Origin of the sequence: Micromonospora sp. WMMB482 (genome assembly GCF_019038635.1) — a bacterium.
GTDB lineage: Bacteria > Actinomycetota > Actinomycetes > Mycobacteriales > Micromonosporaceae > Micromonospora > Micromonospora marina.
The window spans coordinates 3858609-3875295 of sequence record NZ_JAHOPD010000020.1 but is presented as its reverse complement, the minus strand read 5'-3'; the positions used below and the strand labels follow the sequence as shown (position 1 = coordinate 3875295).

Below are 16687 nucleotides of genomic sequence, written 5' to 3'. Positions count from 1 at the left end.
CGGTGGGCTCCAGCTAGAGGTCGAGCAGTCCGCCGGGCAGGTCGACGACGACGCGACCGCCGGCCAGATCCACCTCGGGCACGATCGCCTTGACGAACGGGACCAGCGCGGTACGCCCCTCCGGGCGCCGCAGCACCAGCATGTCGGACGCGGGCGCGTGGTCGATGCGGGCGACCTCGCCCACGTGCTCGCCGTCACGGGTGACCACGGCGAGCCCGACCAGCTGGTGGTCGTGGAACTCCTCCGGGTCCTCCGGCGGGGCGACGTCGGCGCTGTCCACGCCGAGCAACGTGTTGCGCAACGCCTCGGCGACGTCACGGTCCAGCACGCCCTCGAAGGCGACCAGCAGGCGGCCCTGATGCCAGCGGGCCGACTCGACGGTGAGTGCCGGCGGCACCCGCCAGGCGCCGGGCTCCGACGGGGTGACCCCCGGCTCGGTGGTCAACACCGAACCGGGGGCGAACCGTGCTTCGGGCTCGTCGGTACGCACCTCCACGGTGACCTCACCGCGGATGCCGTGCGGCTTACCGATCCGGCCGACGACGAGAAGCATCAGTACGAGTCGACGATGTCGACGCGTACCCCACGCCCGCCGATGGAGCCGATCACCTGGCGCAGCGCCTTGGCGGTCCGGCCGGACCGCCCGATCACCGTGCCGAGGTCCTCGGGGTGCACGCGGACTTCGAGGCGCTTGCCCCGACGGGAGTCGACCATGCGCACCCGGACGTCGTCCGGGTGGTCGACGATGCCCTTGACCAGGTGCTCCAGAGCGGGACGCAGCGGCATGTCAGGCCTGCTCGCCGGACTCGGCACCGGTCTGCTCCTCGGCCTTGGGGGCCTCGGCCTTCGGCTCCTCCGCCTTGGCGGCGGCCTTCTTGGCCGGCTTGGCCGGGGTGTCCGCCACGCCGGCGGCGGCCTTCGCCTCGGCCTCGTACGCCGCCTTGCGGTCGGCCCGCTCGGGGGCGACCTTCAGCGGCGGCGGGGCCGGCAGGCCCTTGAACTTCTGCCAGTCACCGGTCAGCTCCAGCAGGCGCTGCACGGCCTCGCTCGGCTGGGCGCCGACCGAGAGCCAGTACTGGACCCGCTCCGACTTGACCTCGATCACCGAAGGGTCTTCCTTCGGCTGGTACACACCGACGAACTCGATCGCGCGACCGTCACGCTTGGTGCGCGAGTCGGCGATGACGATGCGGTACTGCGGGTTGCGGATCTTGCCCATCCGCAGGAGCCGGATCTTTACGGCCACAGTTGTTTCGCTCCTGTTGCGATCTCACCGGCCCGTACGGGCGGTGTGGCGGGTGAGCGCCGACCGGCACAGTGGGGTTTGGGCCGGAGACTGCTCGGTGAACTGGCGACGCGCCCGGGTTAGAGGGCGCCGGACGCGCGCCGGATACCAGCGACCCATTCTGCCAGATCCAGCCCGGAACTCTCACACCGGACCCGGACATGACGCCCGGGGCGGGGCGGGCCGTGACGCAGGACACCGGTTCAGCGCACCGGCGGACGGTCCCATCCCGGCGGAAGTTCGTCCGGCGCGTCCCATTCGGCGGGCGGGGTGAAGTCGCACCAGGTGCCGTCGAACGGGAACTCCCCGGCCTCGGCGATCCGGATCACCCGCTCGCCCTCGGCGCGTACCGCCTTCTCGTCGGCCACCCAGTAGTGCTCCGGGAACGCCAGCCGCTCGGCGAACTCGTCCTCGTCCTTCCACTCCCAGCTCAGGTCCGGATGGACCACGACGTCGAGATCCTGGTCGACCATGTCGACCCCGGCCACCGCGCCGTCGTCCCAGCGGACGCCGGGCTCCTCCAGGTTCACGTACCAGTTCTGGAAGCGGCCCGCCGCGTCGCGGAACCACCAGACCGAGTGGGCCGCGCCGACGGGCAGGAACTTCAGCACCGGCGGGCCGTTCCACCGCCCCTGCGCGAGCCGGTAGGACGACGTCACCCACTCCGCGAACGGCACGGCCCGCATGCCCAGGCCGGCGGCGTTCACCTCGTGCGCGACCGCCGCCTCCCGCGCCACCCAGAGCACCAGGCCGCGCTCGTCGTCGGAGACCACACGGGCCGACCGGACCCACCCGATGCGGCCGTTGCGCACATTCCGGTGCATGATCAGCCGCCCCGGCTCGAACCGCACGCCCACCCCCGCCGTCGTGTTAACAAGGGCCCCCGCCTATGCAGAATGCGTTAAGAAGGGGCCCTTCCTTGCACCTCAGTACGCGCGGGCGAGGATCGCCACCAGGTCGGGCTCGTCCTCCGAGTCCGGCACCGAGCCGTCGGCGCGGACCAGGCAGCGGACCGTCACGCCCTGACCGTTCGCCTCGGCCTCGCCCTCGACGCCGACCGCCGACCACGGCACCCGCGCCCAGCCGGTGGCGGACGCCTCGATCGCCTCGGCCAGCGTCGACACCTCGACGGTGCGGGACCGGCGGAACTCCAGCGCCTGGTCGTGCAGCGCCCGCTGGTCGGCATCCAGCGCGGCCAGGACCGCGCCGACCACGTCGGCGACGGGCGTCGGGGCCTTCGAGCCGTCCGTACGCCGGACCACCACGGCGTTGCCGGCGGCCAGGTCACGCGGGCCGACCTCGACGCGGACCGGGTAGCCGCGCAGCTCGGCGTCGACGGCGCGGCGGCCGAACGCGGTGTCGGTCCGGTCGTCCAGCGCCACCCGCACCCCGGCGTCACGCAGCGCGTCGCACAGCTTGCCCGCCGCCTCGCTGACGCCCTCGCCGTCCTTGACGATCATCACGTACGCCTGGACCGGCGCCAGCTTCGGCGGTACCCGCAGCCCGTTGTCGTCGCCGTGACACATGATCAGGCCGCCGAGCATCCGGGTGGAGGTGCCCCAGGAGGTCGTCCACGCGTGCTCCCGGCCGCCCTCGGCCGAGGAGTAGCTGATGTCGAACGCCTTGGCGAAGTTCTGGCCCAGCTCGTGGCTGGTGCCCAGCTGGAGCGCCTTGCCGTCGCCCATCATGCCCTCGCACGTGTACGTGGCGGTGGCGCCGGCGAAGCGCTCCCGGGCGGTCTTGAGGCCGACCACCACCGGGATGCCGAGCACGTTGACCATCAGATCCTCGTACGCCTCGTGCAGGATCCGCCGCGCGTAGGCGCGGGCGTCGTCCCGGGTGGCGTGCGCGGTGTGCCCCTCCTGCCAGAGGAACTCGCTGGTGCGCAGGAAGATCCGCGGGCGCAGCTCCCACCGGACCACGTTGGCCCACTGGTTGAGCAGCAGCGGCAGGTCGCGGTACGAGTCGATCCACTTGGCCATGAACTCGCCGATGACCGTCTCGCTCGTGGGGCGCACCACCACCGGCTCGGCGAGCTGCTTGCCGCCACCGTGCGTGACCACCGCCAGCTCCGGCGAGAAGCCCTCGACGTGCTCAGCCTCCCGCTTGAGGTAACTCTCCGGGATGAACAGCGGGAAGTACGCGTTCTCCGCGCCGGCCGCCTTGATCCGGGCGTCCATCTCGGCCTGCATCCGCTCCCAGATGGCGTAGCCGGCCGGTCGGATCACCATGGTCCCCCGGACCGGGCCGTTGTCGGCCAGCTTCGCCTTGGCGATCAGATCCTGGTACCAGCGGGGAAAGTCCTCCGCACGGGGAGTGAGCACGCGTGCCATGACCGCACATCCTATGCGTCCCGTGACGAGCCGGCGCAGCCGGGCGCGCCCGCACTACCATCTGCCGTCATGCTCACTCCCGGCACCGGCCCGGCACCGGCGCTCGCCCCGCTCGCCGCCCGCTGGGTGGCCTGGGTGGCCGCCCACCGGCAGCCGGTCAACCCGCTCAAGGACACCACCGGCCGGCACGGCGGGCGTCACCAGCCCGACGACGTGTGGTTCCTCGCGGGCACGCAGGGCGGTGGGGTCAGCAGGCGTTGCGTGGTGCGGGCCGGCCACGACGGCGGGCGGTTCTGGGTCGAGGCGGACTACGAACTCGAGGTGCGCTGAACAGCGCCCGTAGACTTCGATCACCATGCCTAGGCCGAGGAATCTCACTCCGGTGCGCGAGTCGATCGTCGACGCCGCCCGTACGCTGACCGTCACGACCGGCTGGGCCGGGGTCCGGATGGGCGCCGTCGCGAACGCGGCCGGAGTGAGCCGGCAGACGGTCTACAACGAGTTCGGCACCAAGGCGGGCCTGGGCGAGGCGCTGGCCCGGCACGAGGTGGACCGGTTCGTCGGCCAGGTCCGGTCCGCGCTCGGCGAGCACGACTCCGACGTCCGCGCGGCCGCGTACGCGGCGATCCACCGCACCCTCGCCTCGGCCGCCGAGAACCCACTGGTCCGGGCGGTGCTGACCAGCACCAGGGGCGGCTCGGAGGAACTGCTGCCGTACCTGACCACCCGGTCCGAGCTGGTGCTCGCCGAGGCCGCGGCGGCGCTGCTGGAGTGGACCGGCGAGCGCCTGCCCGGCGCCGATCCGGCGGCGCTGGCGTTCGCGGCGGACAGCGTCGTCCGCCTGGTGGTGAGCCACATCGTGCTGCCCGGAGGCCCGGTGGACGAGACCGCCGACCGGCTGGCCGACCTGGCGGTGCGGCTGTTCCTGACGGCGGCGACGACGCGCTAGGCCGACGGCCCGCCAGGCCGGCCGCCCGCGACGACGACGGCCGGTCAGCGAGCGGACCGGCCCGTCAGCGGACGACCCGGCCGCGCAGCACGATCCGGCTGGGCGCCCGGACCACGCGCAGGTCGAGGCGCGGATCCTCCGGGTAGACCACCAGGTCGGCGAGGCCGCCCTCGACCAGCCCGGGGAAGCCGAGCCACTCCCGGGCCCGCCAGGAGGCGGCGGCGAGCACCTCCGAGGCGGACATGCCGGCCTGCTCGTGCAGCAGCAGCATCTCCTCGGCCGCCAGGCCGTGGTCGATGCCGCCGCCCGCGTCGGTGCCGACGTAGATCGGCACGCCCGCCTCGTGCGCGGCGCGCACCACCTCGGGGAAGCGGTCACGCAGGGCGAGCATGTGGTCGGCGTAGCCGGGGAACTTCGGCCGGGCCTGCTCCGCGATGTGGCCGAACGTCCGAATGTTGATCATCGTGGGGACCAGCGCAGTGCCCTGCCGGGCCATCAGGTCGATCAGGTCGAGGCTCAGTCCGGTGCCGTGCTCCACCGAGTCCACCCCGGCCCGCACCATGATCTCCACCGCCGACTCGGAGAACGTGTGCACCGCCGCGCGTACCCCGGCGGCGTGCGCGGCGGCGACCGCCGCGGTCATCGTGCCGGCGTCCCAGGCCGGCGCCAGGTCGCCCACTCCCCGATCGATCCAGTCGCCGACCAGCTTGACCCAGCCGTTGCCGGCCGCGGCCTGCGCGGCCACCGTCGCGGCGACCTCCGCCGCGCCGACCTCCACGCCGATGTCGCGCAGGTAGCGCTTCGGCGGGGCGACGTGCCGGCCCGCGCGGGCCAGTCGCGGCAGGTCCGGCTCGTCCTCCAGTTCGGGGTACGGGTACGGCGACCCGGCGTCCCGGATCGTCAGCACGCCCGCGTCCCGGTCGATCCTGGCCAGTTCCCGGGCCTGGTCGAGCGAGGTGATCGGGCTGCCACCGCGGGCGATGCCGATGTGGCAGTGCGCATCGGTCAGGCCGGGCAGCACGAAGCCGCCGTCGGCCACCGTCTCGGCGCCGGGCACCGGTTCGAAGGTGACCCGGTCACCGACCAGCCAGGCGTCCCGGACCTCGTCGTCGGGAAGGAACACACCACGCACGTGCAGAGCCATGTGCACAGTCCTACCCGATCAGTCCTCCTCGCCGGCGAGCAGGTCGTTGCGGCGCGCGGTCAGCGCCGCAGGTCGACCGAGACCTTCCAGGGCCGCTCGGCGACGAACAGGTCCTCGGTGTGCGCCAGTTCCTGGTACTCGCGGGCGGCGCCGTCGAGCGTGTACTCGGTGAGTGCGACCCGCTCGTGCTGCGGATCCACCACCAAGTAGGAGCGGACCCCGGAGCGGGCGTAGACCTTCGCCTTGTCGTACAGGTCGCGGAAGTGCGACGTCGGCGAGACGACCTCGACGGCGAGCAGCGCGTCCTCGACCGGGACCGGCGGCCGGCCGGCGTGCTTGCGCCGGATCACCACCACGTCCGGGCGCGGCTCGTTGCGGCGGTCGACCCGCATGGACAGGTCGATGCTCACCAGGAACTCCGGCGGGGCAGTTGACCTCAAGCGCGAGCAGGAGACGGACACACAGGTCCTGGTGCAGGGCGGTGGGCGACCGCACGATCAACCTTCCGTTGATCAGTTCGTACGGAAGGTCCTTGGGCAGTTCGCCCAGGTCGTCGACCGTCCACTCGTGCCGCTCCGGCAGGATCGGGGTGGCGGTCATTGACAGCTCCTCCCAGGGGGCGGCATCGCCCTAAGAGACTGCAATGTCGCCCGCCGTCACCGACACGCTAGCGAGGACCCTTGTCGCCGCCCTTGCCGAGCTTGTTGAAGTCGATCTTCGGGAGCTTGAACCCCGGCGGCAGGCCCTGCCCACCGGCCAGGTCACCCGGGTCCAGGCCCGGCGGGAGCTGCGGCATCCCGCCCGGGAAGCCGCCCGGCATACCGGCGCCGGTACGCGGCCGCCCGCCGCCCTTGGTGCCCTTGCGCTTGTTCTTCGGCGACTTGGTCGCCTTGCGCCGGCCACCACCGGGCAGACCCATCATGCCGCCCATCTGCTTCATCATCTTCTGCGCGTCGGCGAAGCGGTTGAGCAGCTGGTTGACGTCCATGACGGTGACACCGGAACCGCCCGCGATCCGGGCCCGGCGGGAGCCGTTGATGATCTTCGGGTTGGTGCGCTCGGCCGGGGTCATCGACCGGATGATCGCGGTGACCCGGTCGAAGTGCTTGTCGTCCAGCTCGGCGAGCTGGTCCTTCATCTGCCCCATGCCCGGCATCATGGCCAGCACGTTGGCGATCGGGCCCATCCGCCGGACCGCGATGAGCTGATCGAGGAAGTCCTCCAGCGTGAAGGTCTCCCCGCCCATCAGCTTGGCGGTCATCTTCTCCTTCTGATCGGTGTCGAAGGCCGCCTCGGCCTGCTCGATCAGAGTGAGGACGTCGCCCATGCCGAGGATCCGGCTGGCCATCCGGTCCGGGTGGAAGACGTCGAAGTCCTCCAGCTTCTCGCCGGTGGAGGCGAACAGGATCGGCTGGCCGGTCACCTCGCGGACGGAGAGCGCGGCACCGCCGCGGGCGTCGCCGTCGAGCTTGGACAGCACCACGCCGGTGATGCCCACGCCGTCGCGGAACGCCTCGGCGGTGCGCACCGCGTCCTGGCCGACCATGGCGTCGATGACGAAGATGACCTCGTCGGGCTGGACCGCGTCGCGGATGTTCGCGGCCTGCTGCATCATCTCGGTGTCGATACCGAGCCGGCCGGCGGTGTCGACGATGACGATGTCCCGGGCGGCGCGGCGCGCGTGCTCGATCGAGTCGCGGGCCACCTGGACCGGGTCGCCGACGCCGTTGCCGGGCGCCGGGGCGTACACCTCGACGCCGGCCCGGCCACCGAGCACCTGGAGCTGCCCGACGGCGTTGGGACGCTGGAGGTCGGCGGCGACGAGCAGCGGCTGGTGGCCCTGGCTCTTGAGCCAGCGGGCCAGCTTGCCGGCGAGCGTCGTCTTGCCGGAACCCTGGAGGCCGGCCAGCATGATCACGGTCGGCGGGTGCTTGGCGAACTGGAGCCGCCGCCCCTCGCCGCCGAGGATGTTGATCAGCTCCTCGTTGACGATCTTGACGATCTGCTGCGCCGGGTTGAGCGCCTGGGAGACCTCGGCGCCGCGCGCCCGCTCCTTGACGTTCGCGATGAAGCCCTTGACCACCGGCAGGGCGACGTCGGCCTCCAGCAACGCCATCCGGATCTCGCGCGCGGTGGCGTCGATGTCGGCGTCGGTGAGCCGGCCCTTGCCGCGGAGCTTGGTGAAGATCCCGGACAGGCGGTCACTCAAGGTGTCAAACACGCGAACATCCCGTTTGTCGTTTTCGGCGGGCACATGCTGCCGGGCCGGCGGTCCAGCCCACCGTTAGGGTAGCCCGCCGCCCGCACCCCCGCTCCGGCCCGCCGCCCACGCGCCCGCTCCGGGCGGGCGTAGCTCGTGGACGGGGCGCGTTAACAAGGGGCCCTTCCTCTACCGGAGACGTTAAGAGGGGGCCCTTCCTTACACGGCGGCGAGCGCGGCGGCCTCGATCCGGGCCCGTTCCTCGTCCGACGGCCAGCCGCCGACCAGATAGAACGCGTCCACCACGTCGCCGCCCAGCGTCGAGATCCGGGCCGCCCGCACCTGGGCGCCCGCCTCGTCCAGCGCGCAGGTGACCCGGTACAGCAGTCCGGCCGCGTCGGCCGCCCGCAGCTCCAGCAGCACCGCGTCGGTGGCCGCCTCCCGGTGCCAGACCACCCGCGGCGCGGCGCCCCGGCTGCGGGCGGCCAGGGCCCGGCCGCGCAGCCGCTGGGTGACCGAGACGTCGCCGCCGACGGCTCGGCGCAGGTCGGCGCTGAGCGCGATCGGGTCCGGGGCCAGCCCGTAGCGCGGCTGCACCCGGCACTCGACCAGGGCCCGGCCGTCGACGGTGGCGGCGTCCGCGGAGATCACCTCCAGGCGGTGCAGGGCCAGGCAACCGGCGACGGTGGCGAGCAGCCCGCGCCGGTCGGCGGCGGCCACCGACACCCGGTCCTCCCCCAGGTGTACGACCGGCAGCGGCCCGGCCACGAGCGCCGGGTCCGGGGCCGGCGGGGCGGGCACCACGCCGGTGTCCAGCGTGGTGCGTACCCGGCTCACCAGCTCGGCGATCAGCCGACCCTTCCAGCCGGACCAGGCGGCCGGGCCGGTGGCGGCGGCGTCGGCGCGGACCAGGGCGTGCAGCAGGTCCAGCGTGGTGGTGTCGCCGACCCGCTCGGCGACACCCGCGACGGTCTTCGGGTCGGACAGGTCGCGCCGGGTGGCCACGTCGGGCAGCAGCAGGTGCAGCCGGACCAGCGTGCCGATCAGCGCCGCCTCGGCCGGCGGCAGCCCGATCCGGGTGGCGACCGCCTCGGCCAGCGGCGCGCCCACCGTCGAGTGGTCCCCGGGCAGCCCTTTGCCGATGTCGTGCAGGAACGCGCCGAGCAGCAGCAGGTCCGGCCGTTCCACGTCGCGGGTGTGCCGGCTCGCCTCGTACGCGGTCTGGACCAGGTGCCGGTCGAGCGTGAACCGGTGCACCGGATTGTGCTGGGGCAGGCTGCGCATCCGGGTCCACTCGGGCAGCCAGCGGTCGATCAGCCCGTACCTGTCGCAGGTCTCCCACGCGGGCACCAGGCCGGGACCGGCGCCGAGCAGGGTGATCAGCGCGTCGCGGGCCGCCGCCGGCCAGGGCGCGGGCAGCGGCGGGCAGTACGCGGCCAGCCACTCGCAGGTGGCCCGCGCGATCGGCAGCCGGGTGGTGGCGGCAGCGGCGGCCACCCGCAACGACAGGCTCGGGTCGGGGCGGGCCCCGATGGCGGTGCGGGCGAGCACCAGTTCGCCGTCCTGCTCCACCACGTCCCGGGCGACCGGGCGGCGCAGCGGACGGCCGGGCGCGGCGCGGTGGCGGCCGGAGCGGAGCCGGTCGGCGGCCCGCCAGGCGTCGTCCAGGGCGTGGCTCACCGTGCGGGCGTCGCCTGCCACCAGCCGCAGCAGCGCGTCACCGTCCTCGGCGCCGAGCAGCCGCGCCACGCCGTCGCGTTCCTGGGCGACCAGGCGGTCGACCCGGCGGCCCACCTGCTGGTGCAGCGCGTCGCGGGTGTCCAGCAGCCGCCGGTGTGCCGCGTGCACGGCCGGCCGGAGCGCGTCGGTGACCCCGGCGGTGGCGATGGCGCGCAGGATGCCCACGTCACGCAGCCCGCCGGCCGCCTCCTTGAGGTCGCCTTCGAGCAGGAAGGCCAGTTCGCCGTGCGCCTCCCAGCGGGCGGCGGTGATCTCGCGCAGGCCGGGGAGCTGGCGGATCGCGGTGCGCCGCCAGTGGTCGGTGGCGGTACGCGAGAGCTGGTCGGTGAGCGCCGGGTCGCCCGCCACGTGCCGGGCGTCGAGCAGGCCGAGGGCGACCTTGACGTCGTCCTGGGCCACCGACAGCGCCTCGGCGACCGTGCGCACCGAGTGGTCCAGCCGTAGCCCGGCGTCCCAGATCGGATACCACAGCGACGCGGCCAGCTCGTCGATGCCGGGCACCCCGGCGTGCAGCAGCACCAGGTCGAGGTCGCCGTAGGGGGCGCACTGGCGGCGGCCCAGCCCGCCCACCGCGACGAGCGCGACCCCGTCCCGGTCCGGGAAGGCCCGGCACAGCCAGGCGTCGAGCGCGCCGGCCCGCGCGGCCCGGGCCGCCGCGCCGATCCCTGCGGGTACGCCGGCGACCTCGTTGACCACGGGCGCGCCGTCCCCGGTGGGTGCGGCGGCCGTGGTCAACGAGGTCACGTCGGCGGATCCGGCGATCAGAGGGCGTCGAGCCCGCGCTCGCCGGTACGCACCCGGACGACCTCCTCGACGCCGGTCACCCAGACCTTGCCGTCGCCGATCTTGCCGGTCCGGGCGGCGCCGACGATCGCGTCCACGACCTTGTCGACGTCCATCTCGTCGGTGAGCACCTCGACCCGGATCTTGGGCAGGAACTCGACCGTGTACTCGGCACCCCGGTAGACCTCGGTGTGCCCCTTCTGCCGGCCGTAGCCCTGGACCTCGCTGACGGTCAGCCCGGCCACGCCGAGGGCGTGCAGGGCCTCCTTCACCGCGTCCAGCTGGTACGGCTTGATGACCGCGGTCACCAGCTTCATGTCCAACCCCTCCATCCCAGGAACGTTAACCGGCGACCTTCTCGCTGACCGGCGCGGACTCGTCGGACTCGACGGCGGGCTTGCCGGCGCCGATCCCGGCCATCGCGAACGCGCCACCGCTGCTGCCCGTGGCGGGCGACAGGTCGTAGCCGCTCTCCGCGTGCTCGGCGATGTCGATCCCGTCGACCTCGGCCTCGGCGGAGACCCGGAAGCCGATCGTCTTGTCGATCACGAAGCCGAGGGCGTAGGCGACCACGAAGGAGTAGACGGTCACGATCAGCGCGCTCAGCGCCTGCTTGCCGAGCAGCGTCGCGTCGCCGCCGACGAGCAGGCCGTCGGTCTCCACGAGCGAGCTGACCGAGGCGGTGCCGAACAGGCCGATCCAGAGGCAGCCGATCCAGCCGCCGACGAAGTGCACGCCCACCACGTCGAGGGAGTCGTCGTAGCCGAGCCGGTACTTCAGGCCCACGGCGAGGGCGCAGACCGCACCGGCGACCACACCCAGCAGCACCGCTGCGGCCGGGGTGACGAAGGCACAGGCCGGGGTGATCGCGACCAGGCCGGCGATGGCGCCGGACGAGGCGCCGACCAGGGTCGGCTTGCCGTCGCGCACCCACTCCACCACGATCCAGCCGAGCAGCGCCGCGGCGGTCGCGACCTGGGTGTTGATGAACGCCAGCGCGGTGACCCCGTCGGCGGTCAGCTCGGAGCCGGCGTTGAAGCCGAACCAGCCGAACCACAGCAGCCCGGCGCCGAGGGCGACCATCGGGACGTTGTGCGGCTTCATGCTCTCGCGCGGCCAGCCGACCCGCTTCCCGAGCACCAGCACCAGCGCGAGCGCCGCCGCACCGGCGTTGATGTGCACCGCGGTACCACCGGCGAAGTCCAGCGCGCCGATGTCGCCGCCGATCAGCCCGCCGCCCCAGACCATGTGGGCGACGGGGAAGTAGACCAGGGTGGCCCAGCCGAACGCGAACAGCAGCCAGCCGGCGAACTTCACCCGGTCGGACAGCGCGCCGCTGATCAGCGCCACGGTGATGATCGCGAACATCATCTGGAAGGCGATGAACACGTAGATCGGGATGCCGGTCTCGCCCCACAGGTCGTTCTCGCCGACGAAGGTCTTGGTGCCCAGATACTGGCCCAGGTCACCCCAGAACCTGCCGCCCTCGCCGAAGGCGACGGTGAAGCCGTAGAAGAGCCACAGGATGCTGACGAGCCCGATGGACGAGAAGCTCATCATCATCATGTTCAGAACGCCCTTGGACCGGTTCAGCCCGCCGTAGAACAGCGCGAGACCGGGGGTCATGAGCAGCACGAGGGCAGTCGAGACAAGCAACCAGGCAGTGTTCCCGGTGTCGATCTCCACGCTGCCTCCTCTCGTTGTCGTATTCCTCCCTCCGACTGAGTCCTGGCAGCATCGCCCGTCAGCCGGTTGCGCGGAAGCTTTGTCGCCGGCTGTTTCCTTCAGCGACACCGCGCGATTTCCGACGCGTGACGGGTTGTTTCCGGCGTGTGAAGAACGCCGATCTTGGTCAGCGCAGCGCGTACTCCAGCTGGTGCCGCTCGTAGTCGAGCAGCCGCAGGTCACGCATAGGGCGACGCAGGTGGCCCTTGTGGACGATCCGGACGAACGCCGGCTCACCGGCGGCGGCCATCCGCCGGATGCCCTCGACGTGGTCGACGATGCGCTTGCGGATGGTCCGGATGAGCCGGTGCCGGTCGCGCGGGATCAGCCCGTAGGCGTCGGCGAAAAGCCGCAGCCGGCGCGGCCGGTCGGGGTGCTTCCAGCCGAGCGTGATCGAGTCCCGGTCGGAGAAGATCGGCACCCAGGTCCAGGCCGCGTACGCCACGTCGTAGATGCGGGCGCCGGGCGAGGCGAGGTCGAAGTCGATCAGCCCGAGCGTGCCGTCCGGCCGCCAGATCACGTTGTGCGGCGCGGCGTCGTGGTGGCAGATGACCTCGGTGTCCGGCGGGGGCGGGCCGAACGAGCGCCAGACCGCGCCGGGCGGCGGGGTGAAGCCGTACTGCGCGTCGTGGAACATCCGCAGCATGGTGGCCACCGTCACCAGGGCCTCGTCGGTGACCCAGTGCGGGGCCAGCGGGTACTCCCCGCACTCCCCCTCCAGGTACGACAGGACCTCCCGGTTGCGCTCGTCCATGCCGAGCGCCCGGGGCGCGCCGGTGAATCCGACGTACTCCAGGTGGCGCAGCAGCGCGTGCACGGAGGGCGTCCACGGGCCGGCGTTGCGCCGGACCGTGTCTCCCACACGGACCACGGTGCTCACGTTCCCGCCGTGCAGCGGGATCTCCTGCGAAGTCACGTACGGTCTCCCGAGGCGTGGCGACGGGTGGCTGGGGTCGCGCCACCCCGCGTAGGCGCGATCGTCAGTCGTCACGGGAGAGGCTACGCGTCCCGGGCGAGCGGCTCGGTGCCGAGCAACGCGTCGACGAACTGTGCCGGGTCGAACGGGGCCAGGTCGTCCTTGCCCTCGCCGAGGCCGACGAGCTTGACCGGGATGCCGAGCTTGCGCTGCACGGCGATCACGATGCCGCCCTTGGCCGTCCCGTCGAGCTTGGTCAGCACCACGCCCGTGACGTTCACCGCCTCGGTGAAGACCCGCGCCTGCTCCAGGCCGTTCTGGCCGGTGGTGGCGTCGAGGATCAGCAGCGTCTCGTCGATCGGGCCGTGCTTCTCCACCACCCGCTTGACCTTGCCCAGCTCGTCCATCAGGCCGATCTTGTTCTGCAGCCGGCCGGCGGTGTCGATGAGTACGGTGTCCACGCCGGTGTCGATGCCGCGCTTGACCGCGTCGAACGCGACGCTCGCCGGGTCGGCGGCCTCTGGCCCGCGGACCGTCTCGGCGCCCACCCGGCCGCCCCAGGTCTCCAGCTGGTCGGCGGCGGCGGCCCGGAACGTGTCGGCCGCGCCGAGCAGCACGCTGCGGCCGTCCGCGACGAGCACCCGGGCGATCTTGCCGCAGGTGGTGGTCTTGCCGGCGCCGTTGACGCCGACCACGAGCACCACCGCCGGGACGCCCTCCTTCGGCGCGGTGCGCAGTGCGCGGTCCAGGCCCGGGTCGAGCGCGTTGACCAGCTCGGCGGCGAGCAGCGCACGCAGCTCGTCCCCGGTCCGGGTGCCGAGCACCCGGGTCCGCTCGCGCAGCCGGTCGACGATCTCCCGGGTGGCGTCGATGCCGACGTCGGCGGTGATCAGGCTGTCCTCGATCTCCTCCCAGGTGTCCTCGTCCAGCCGGTCGCGACTGAGCAGGCCGAGCAGGCCCTTGCCGAAGACGTTCTGCGAGCGGGACAGCCGCGAGCGCAACCGGACCAGCCGGCCGGCCGTGGGCTCCGGCACCTCGACCTGCGGCACCTCGACCGGAGGGGCCGGCGGCGCCTCGACCACCACGCCTGTGGTGAGTTCCGCCTCCGGGGCCTCGACCGGCGGGCCGGCCAGGTCCTCCTCCGTCCGGGTGTCGACCTCCGTGCGCGGCAGCGGCGGCTGCGGGCGCCGGCGCAGCCGGGGCACCACGAGGCTCAGGCCGCCGATGATCAGCACGCCGAGCAGGGCGAGAGCGACGAGGAGGTATTCCGTCATGCCCGAAATCCTGTCAGATGCCGGCGACGGCGTCCCACTCACCGCCTCGGCACGCGAACAACCTGCGGGTACGCTCGCACCGGAAGGCGTACCGCAACCGCCGGCCGGGTAGGAAAGAGCCGCAAACGATCTTGTCGGAGGTGCGTCGTGCCCGGTTCCCGCCTGCTCATCGGCCCGCTGTTGCGCCGGGTCGTCGACACGCGGGCGACCGTCTGGGTGGAGACCAGCTCGCCCGCCGTGGTCACCGTCCGCACCGCCGACGGCGCCACCGGCAGCGCGCCCACCTTCTCCGCGTACGACCACCACTACGCGATCGTCGTGGTGACCGGGCTCACCCCGGACAGCCGTACGACATACGAGGTGCTGATCGACGACGAGGTGGCGTGGCCGCTGCCCGACTCGTCGTTCCCGCCCAGCGTGATCCGGACCCGCGCGCTCGACGACGCCGACCAGCCGGTGCGGCTGCTGTTCGGCTCGTGCCGGGAGACCACCCAGCACTCCACCGCCCGGAAACTGCCGCCGGACGCGCTGGACGCGTACGCCCGGCGAGTGATGGCCGCGCCCGGCGAGGCCACGCTGCCCGACCTGCTGGTGCTGCTCGGCGACCAGGTGTACGCGGACGAGACGTCGCCGACCGTGCGACGGCTGCTCAAGCGGCGCCGGAAGCGGCCGAAGGACGCCCCGGCGACGCAGGTGGTCAGCTTCGACGAGTACACCAAGCTCTACCTGGAGTCGTGGCGCGACCCGGAGATCCGCTGGCTGTTCTCCACCGTGCCGAGCGTGATGATCTTCGACGACCACGAGGTGATCGACGACTGGAACACCTCGCAGTCGTGGCGCGCGGCCATGCGCGAGCAGCCGTGGTGGGCCGAGCGGATCCGCAGCGGCCTCGCCTCCTACTGGGTCTACCAGCACCTGGGCAACCTGAGCCCGGACGAGATCGCCGCCGACCCGGTGTACGCGAAGGTGATGGCCGCCGAGGACGCCACCGGCGTGCTGCACGAGTTCGGCGATCGGGTCGACAAGGAGGCCGACCTGGCGCACGACACCGAGCGCTGGCGGGCCGTGCAGTACCAGTGGAGCTACGCGCTCGATCTCGGCCGCACCCGCCTGGTCATGCTGGACAACCGGTCGAGCCGGGTGCTCCAGCCGGGCAACCGGGCGATGCTGCCGCCGGGCGAGTGGTCGTGGTTCCTCGACCAGGCGCACGGCATCTACGACCATCTGGTGGTGGGCAGCTCGCTGCCGTGGCTGCTGCCGCCGGGCATCCACCACGTCGAGGCGTGGAACGAGCGCCTGGCCGACTCCGGCCGGCCCTGGGTGGCCCGGCTCTCCGAGCAGATCCGCCGGGCGCTGGACCTGGAGCACTGGGGGGCGTTCCGGCGCTCGTTCGAGGCGCTGGGCGAGCTGTTCGCGCGGCTGGGCAGCGGCACCGCACCGCGCACCGGGGCGCGGGTGGGTGCCGGGCCGGCGTACGCGCGACCGGCGTCGATCAGCGTGCTCTCCGGAGACGTGCACCACTCGTACGTGGCCCGGGCCCGGTTCGCCGACCGCGACGTCCGCACGCCCGTGTACCAGCTCACGTGTTCGCCGATCCACAACCAGGTGCCGGCCGTCATGCGCCCGCTGATGACGCTGGGCTGGAATCCCGGCCCGGCCGGGGCGACCCGGGCGCTGGCCCGCTCGGCCGGCGTACGCCGCCCCCCGGTGCGGTGGCGGAAGCTGGCCGGGCCCTATTTCGGCAACGCGGTGGCCACGCTCACCCATCAGGGCCGCCGGGCCGCGGTGGTGATCGAGGGGACGACCCGCGAGGGCGAGCTGCGACCGGTGGCACGACAGCAACTCAGCGACGACCACTGAGTACCCTCTGAGCGTGGACGAGACGCTGCGCGCCGTGGAGCACGAGTTGACCGCGTTGCTGCGCCGCGGCCGGGCGCTGTCCTGGGAGATCGCCCGCGAGGTCCACCCGAACCTGGAGCCCAACGCGTACGGCCTGCTGCTCTGGCTGCGCCGCTCGGGCTCGATCCGGCTCACCGACCTGGCGGTGAAGCTGGGCATCGGCAAGGGCACGTTGAGCCGGCAGATCGGCGGCCTGGAGGCGTTGGGCCTGGTCCGCCGCGACCCGGACCCGACCGACCGGCGGGCGGCCCAGCTCAGCCTCACCGAGGAGGGCACCCGGCGGTTCGACGCGGCCCGGGCGGCTCGGCTCGGACAGATAAGGCGTTCCCTCGAAAGCTGGCCACAGGAGGACGTCGCGGACCTCGCCCGGCTGATGCACCGCTTCAACGAGTCCTTCTGAGATGTAAGGAAGGGCCCCTTGTTAACGCCTCGCGAGGTG

Annotated in this window: 17 protein-coding genes; 4 read left to right on the top strand and 13 right to left on the bottom strand. The window is 72.8% G+C overall.

Annotation, left to right across the window (positions count from 1 at the left end):
* Nucleotides 1-13: 13 nt before the first annotated feature.
* The 5 genes from rimM to proS form a co-directional block, all read right to left on the bottom strand.
* The gene (gene rimM, locus KSK32_RS19490) at nucleotides 14-553 is read right to left on the bottom strand and encodes a ribosome maturation factor RimM (RefSeq protein WP_216932496.1); all 540 of its coding nucleotides are present in this window, start codon (nucleotides 551-553) and stop codon (nucleotides 14-16) included.
* Nucleotides 553-813, bottom strand: coding sequence for an RNA-binding protein (locus KSK32_RS19485; protein WP_026268109.1), 261 nt, complete (start codon nucleotides 811-813; stop codon nucleotides 553-555). Before KSK32_RS19485 ends, rimM begins: the two co-directional genes overlap by 1 nt.
* A complete protein-coding gene (gene rpsP, locus KSK32_RS19480; protein WP_018786330.1) occupies nucleotides 788-1246 on the bottom strand; it encodes a 30S ribosomal protein S16 in 459 nt (152 codons plus the stop codon). Before rpsP ends, KSK32_RS19485 begins: the two co-directional genes overlap by 26 nt.
* 242 nt (nucleotides 1247-1488) lie before the next feature.
* The gene (locus KSK32_RS19475; protein ID WP_216936220.1) at nucleotides 1489-2136 is read right to left on the bottom strand and encodes a DUF402 domain-containing protein; all 648 of its coding nucleotides are present in this window, start codon (nucleotides 2134-2136) and stop codon (nucleotides 1489-1491) included.
* A 75-nt stretch (nucleotides 2137-2211) separates the two neighbouring features.
* Complete coding sequence (proS, locus tag KSK32_RS19470) at nucleotides 2212-3618, bottom strand: proline--tRNA ligase (protein ID WP_216932495.1); 1407 nt, start codon at nucleotides 3616-3618, stop codon at nucleotides 2212-2214.
* Nucleotides 3619-3687: 69 nt separating this feature from the next.
* On the opposite strand from proS, the gene KSK32_RS19465 reads away from it, so the two are divergent.
* A complete protein-coding gene (locus KSK32_RS19465; RefSeq protein ID WP_216932494.1) occupies nucleotides 3688-3948 on the top strand; it encodes a hypothetical protein in 261 nt (86 codons plus the stop codon).
* 25 nt (nucleotides 3949-3973) lie between these two features.
* Entirely contained in the window at nucleotides 3974-4567 is a 594-nt protein-coding gene (locus tag KSK32_RS19460) for a TetR/AcrR family transcriptional regulator (RefSeq protein ID WP_216932493.1), read from the top strand.
* 64 nt (nucleotides 4568-4631) lie between these two features.
* On the opposite strand, the gene KSK32_RS19455 is transcribed toward KSK32_RS19460, so the two are convergent.
* The 8 genes from KSK32_RS19455 to ftsY form a co-directional block, all read right to left on the bottom strand.
* On the bottom strand, nucleotides 4632-5711 hold the full coding sequence (locus KSK32_RS19455; RefSeq protein ID WP_216932492.1) for an amidohydrolase family protein: 1080 nt from the start codon (nucleotides 5709-5711) through the stop codon (nucleotides 4632-4634).
* A 59-nt stretch (nucleotides 5712-5770) separates the two neighbouring features.
* On the bottom strand, nucleotides 5771-6121 hold the full coding sequence (locus tag KSK32_RS33510) for a Uma2 family endonuclease (RefSeq protein WP_289256334.1): 351 nt from the start codon (nucleotides 6119-6121) through the stop codon (nucleotides 5771-5773).
* A 257-nt stretch (nucleotides 6122-6378) separates the two neighbouring features.
* Entirely contained in the window at nucleotides 6379-7932 is a 1554-nt protein-coding gene (gene ffh / locus KSK32_RS19445; protein WP_216932491.1) for a signal recognition particle protein, read from the bottom strand.
* Between the two features lie 198 nt (nucleotides 7933-8130).
* On the bottom strand, nucleotides 8131-10395 hold the full coding sequence (locus KSK32_RS19440) for a [protein-PII] uridylyltransferase (RefSeq protein ID WP_216932490.1): 2265 nt from the start codon (nucleotides 10393-10395) through the stop codon (nucleotides 8131-8133).
* A 17-nt stretch (nucleotides 10396-10412) separates the two neighbouring features.
* Nucleotides 10413-10751, bottom strand: coding sequence for a P-II family nitrogen regulator (locus KSK32_RS19435; protein ID WP_018786322.1), 339 nt, complete (start codon nucleotides 10749-10751; stop codon nucleotides 10413-10415).
* Nucleotides 10752-10776: 25 nt separating this feature from the next.
* Nucleotides 10777-12120 (bottom strand): ammonium transporter, encoded by a 1344-nt coding sequence (locus KSK32_RS19430; RefSeq protein WP_216932489.1) that lies wholly within the window; start codon nucleotides 12118-12120, stop codon nucleotides 10777-10779.
* Between the two features lie 166 nt (nucleotides 12121-12286).
* Nucleotides 12287-13150, bottom strand: a complete 864-nt coding sequence (locus KSK32_RS19425; protein WP_174361701.1) for an aminoglycoside phosphotransferase family protein — start codon at nucleotides 13148-13150, stop codon at nucleotides 12287-12289.
* Between the two features lie 8 nt (nucleotides 13151-13158).
* Nucleotides 13159-14349, bottom strand: coding sequence for a signal recognition particle-docking protein FtsY (ftsY, locus tag KSK32_RS19420; RefSeq protein WP_216932488.1), 1191 nt, complete (start codon nucleotides 14347-14349; stop codon nucleotides 13159-13161).
* 147 nt (nucleotides 14350-14496) lie between these two features.
* Here ftsY and KSK32_RS19415 point away from each other — a divergent pair, with 147 nt between their 5' ends.
* Both KSK32_RS19415 and KSK32_RS19410 read left to right on the top strand, forming a co-directional pair.
* Nucleotides 14497-16209, top strand: a complete 1713-nt coding sequence (locus KSK32_RS19415; protein ID WP_216932487.1) for an alkaline phosphatase D family protein — start codon at nucleotides 14497-14499, stop codon at nucleotides 16207-16209.
* Nucleotides 16210-16222: 13 nt separating this feature from the next.
* A complete protein-coding gene (locus tag KSK32_RS19410) occupies nucleotides 16223-16648 on the top strand; it encodes a MarR family winged helix-turn-helix transcriptional regulator (RefSeq protein ID WP_216932486.1) in 426 nt (141 codons plus the stop codon).
* Nucleotides 16649-16687 lie beyond the last annotated feature (39 nt).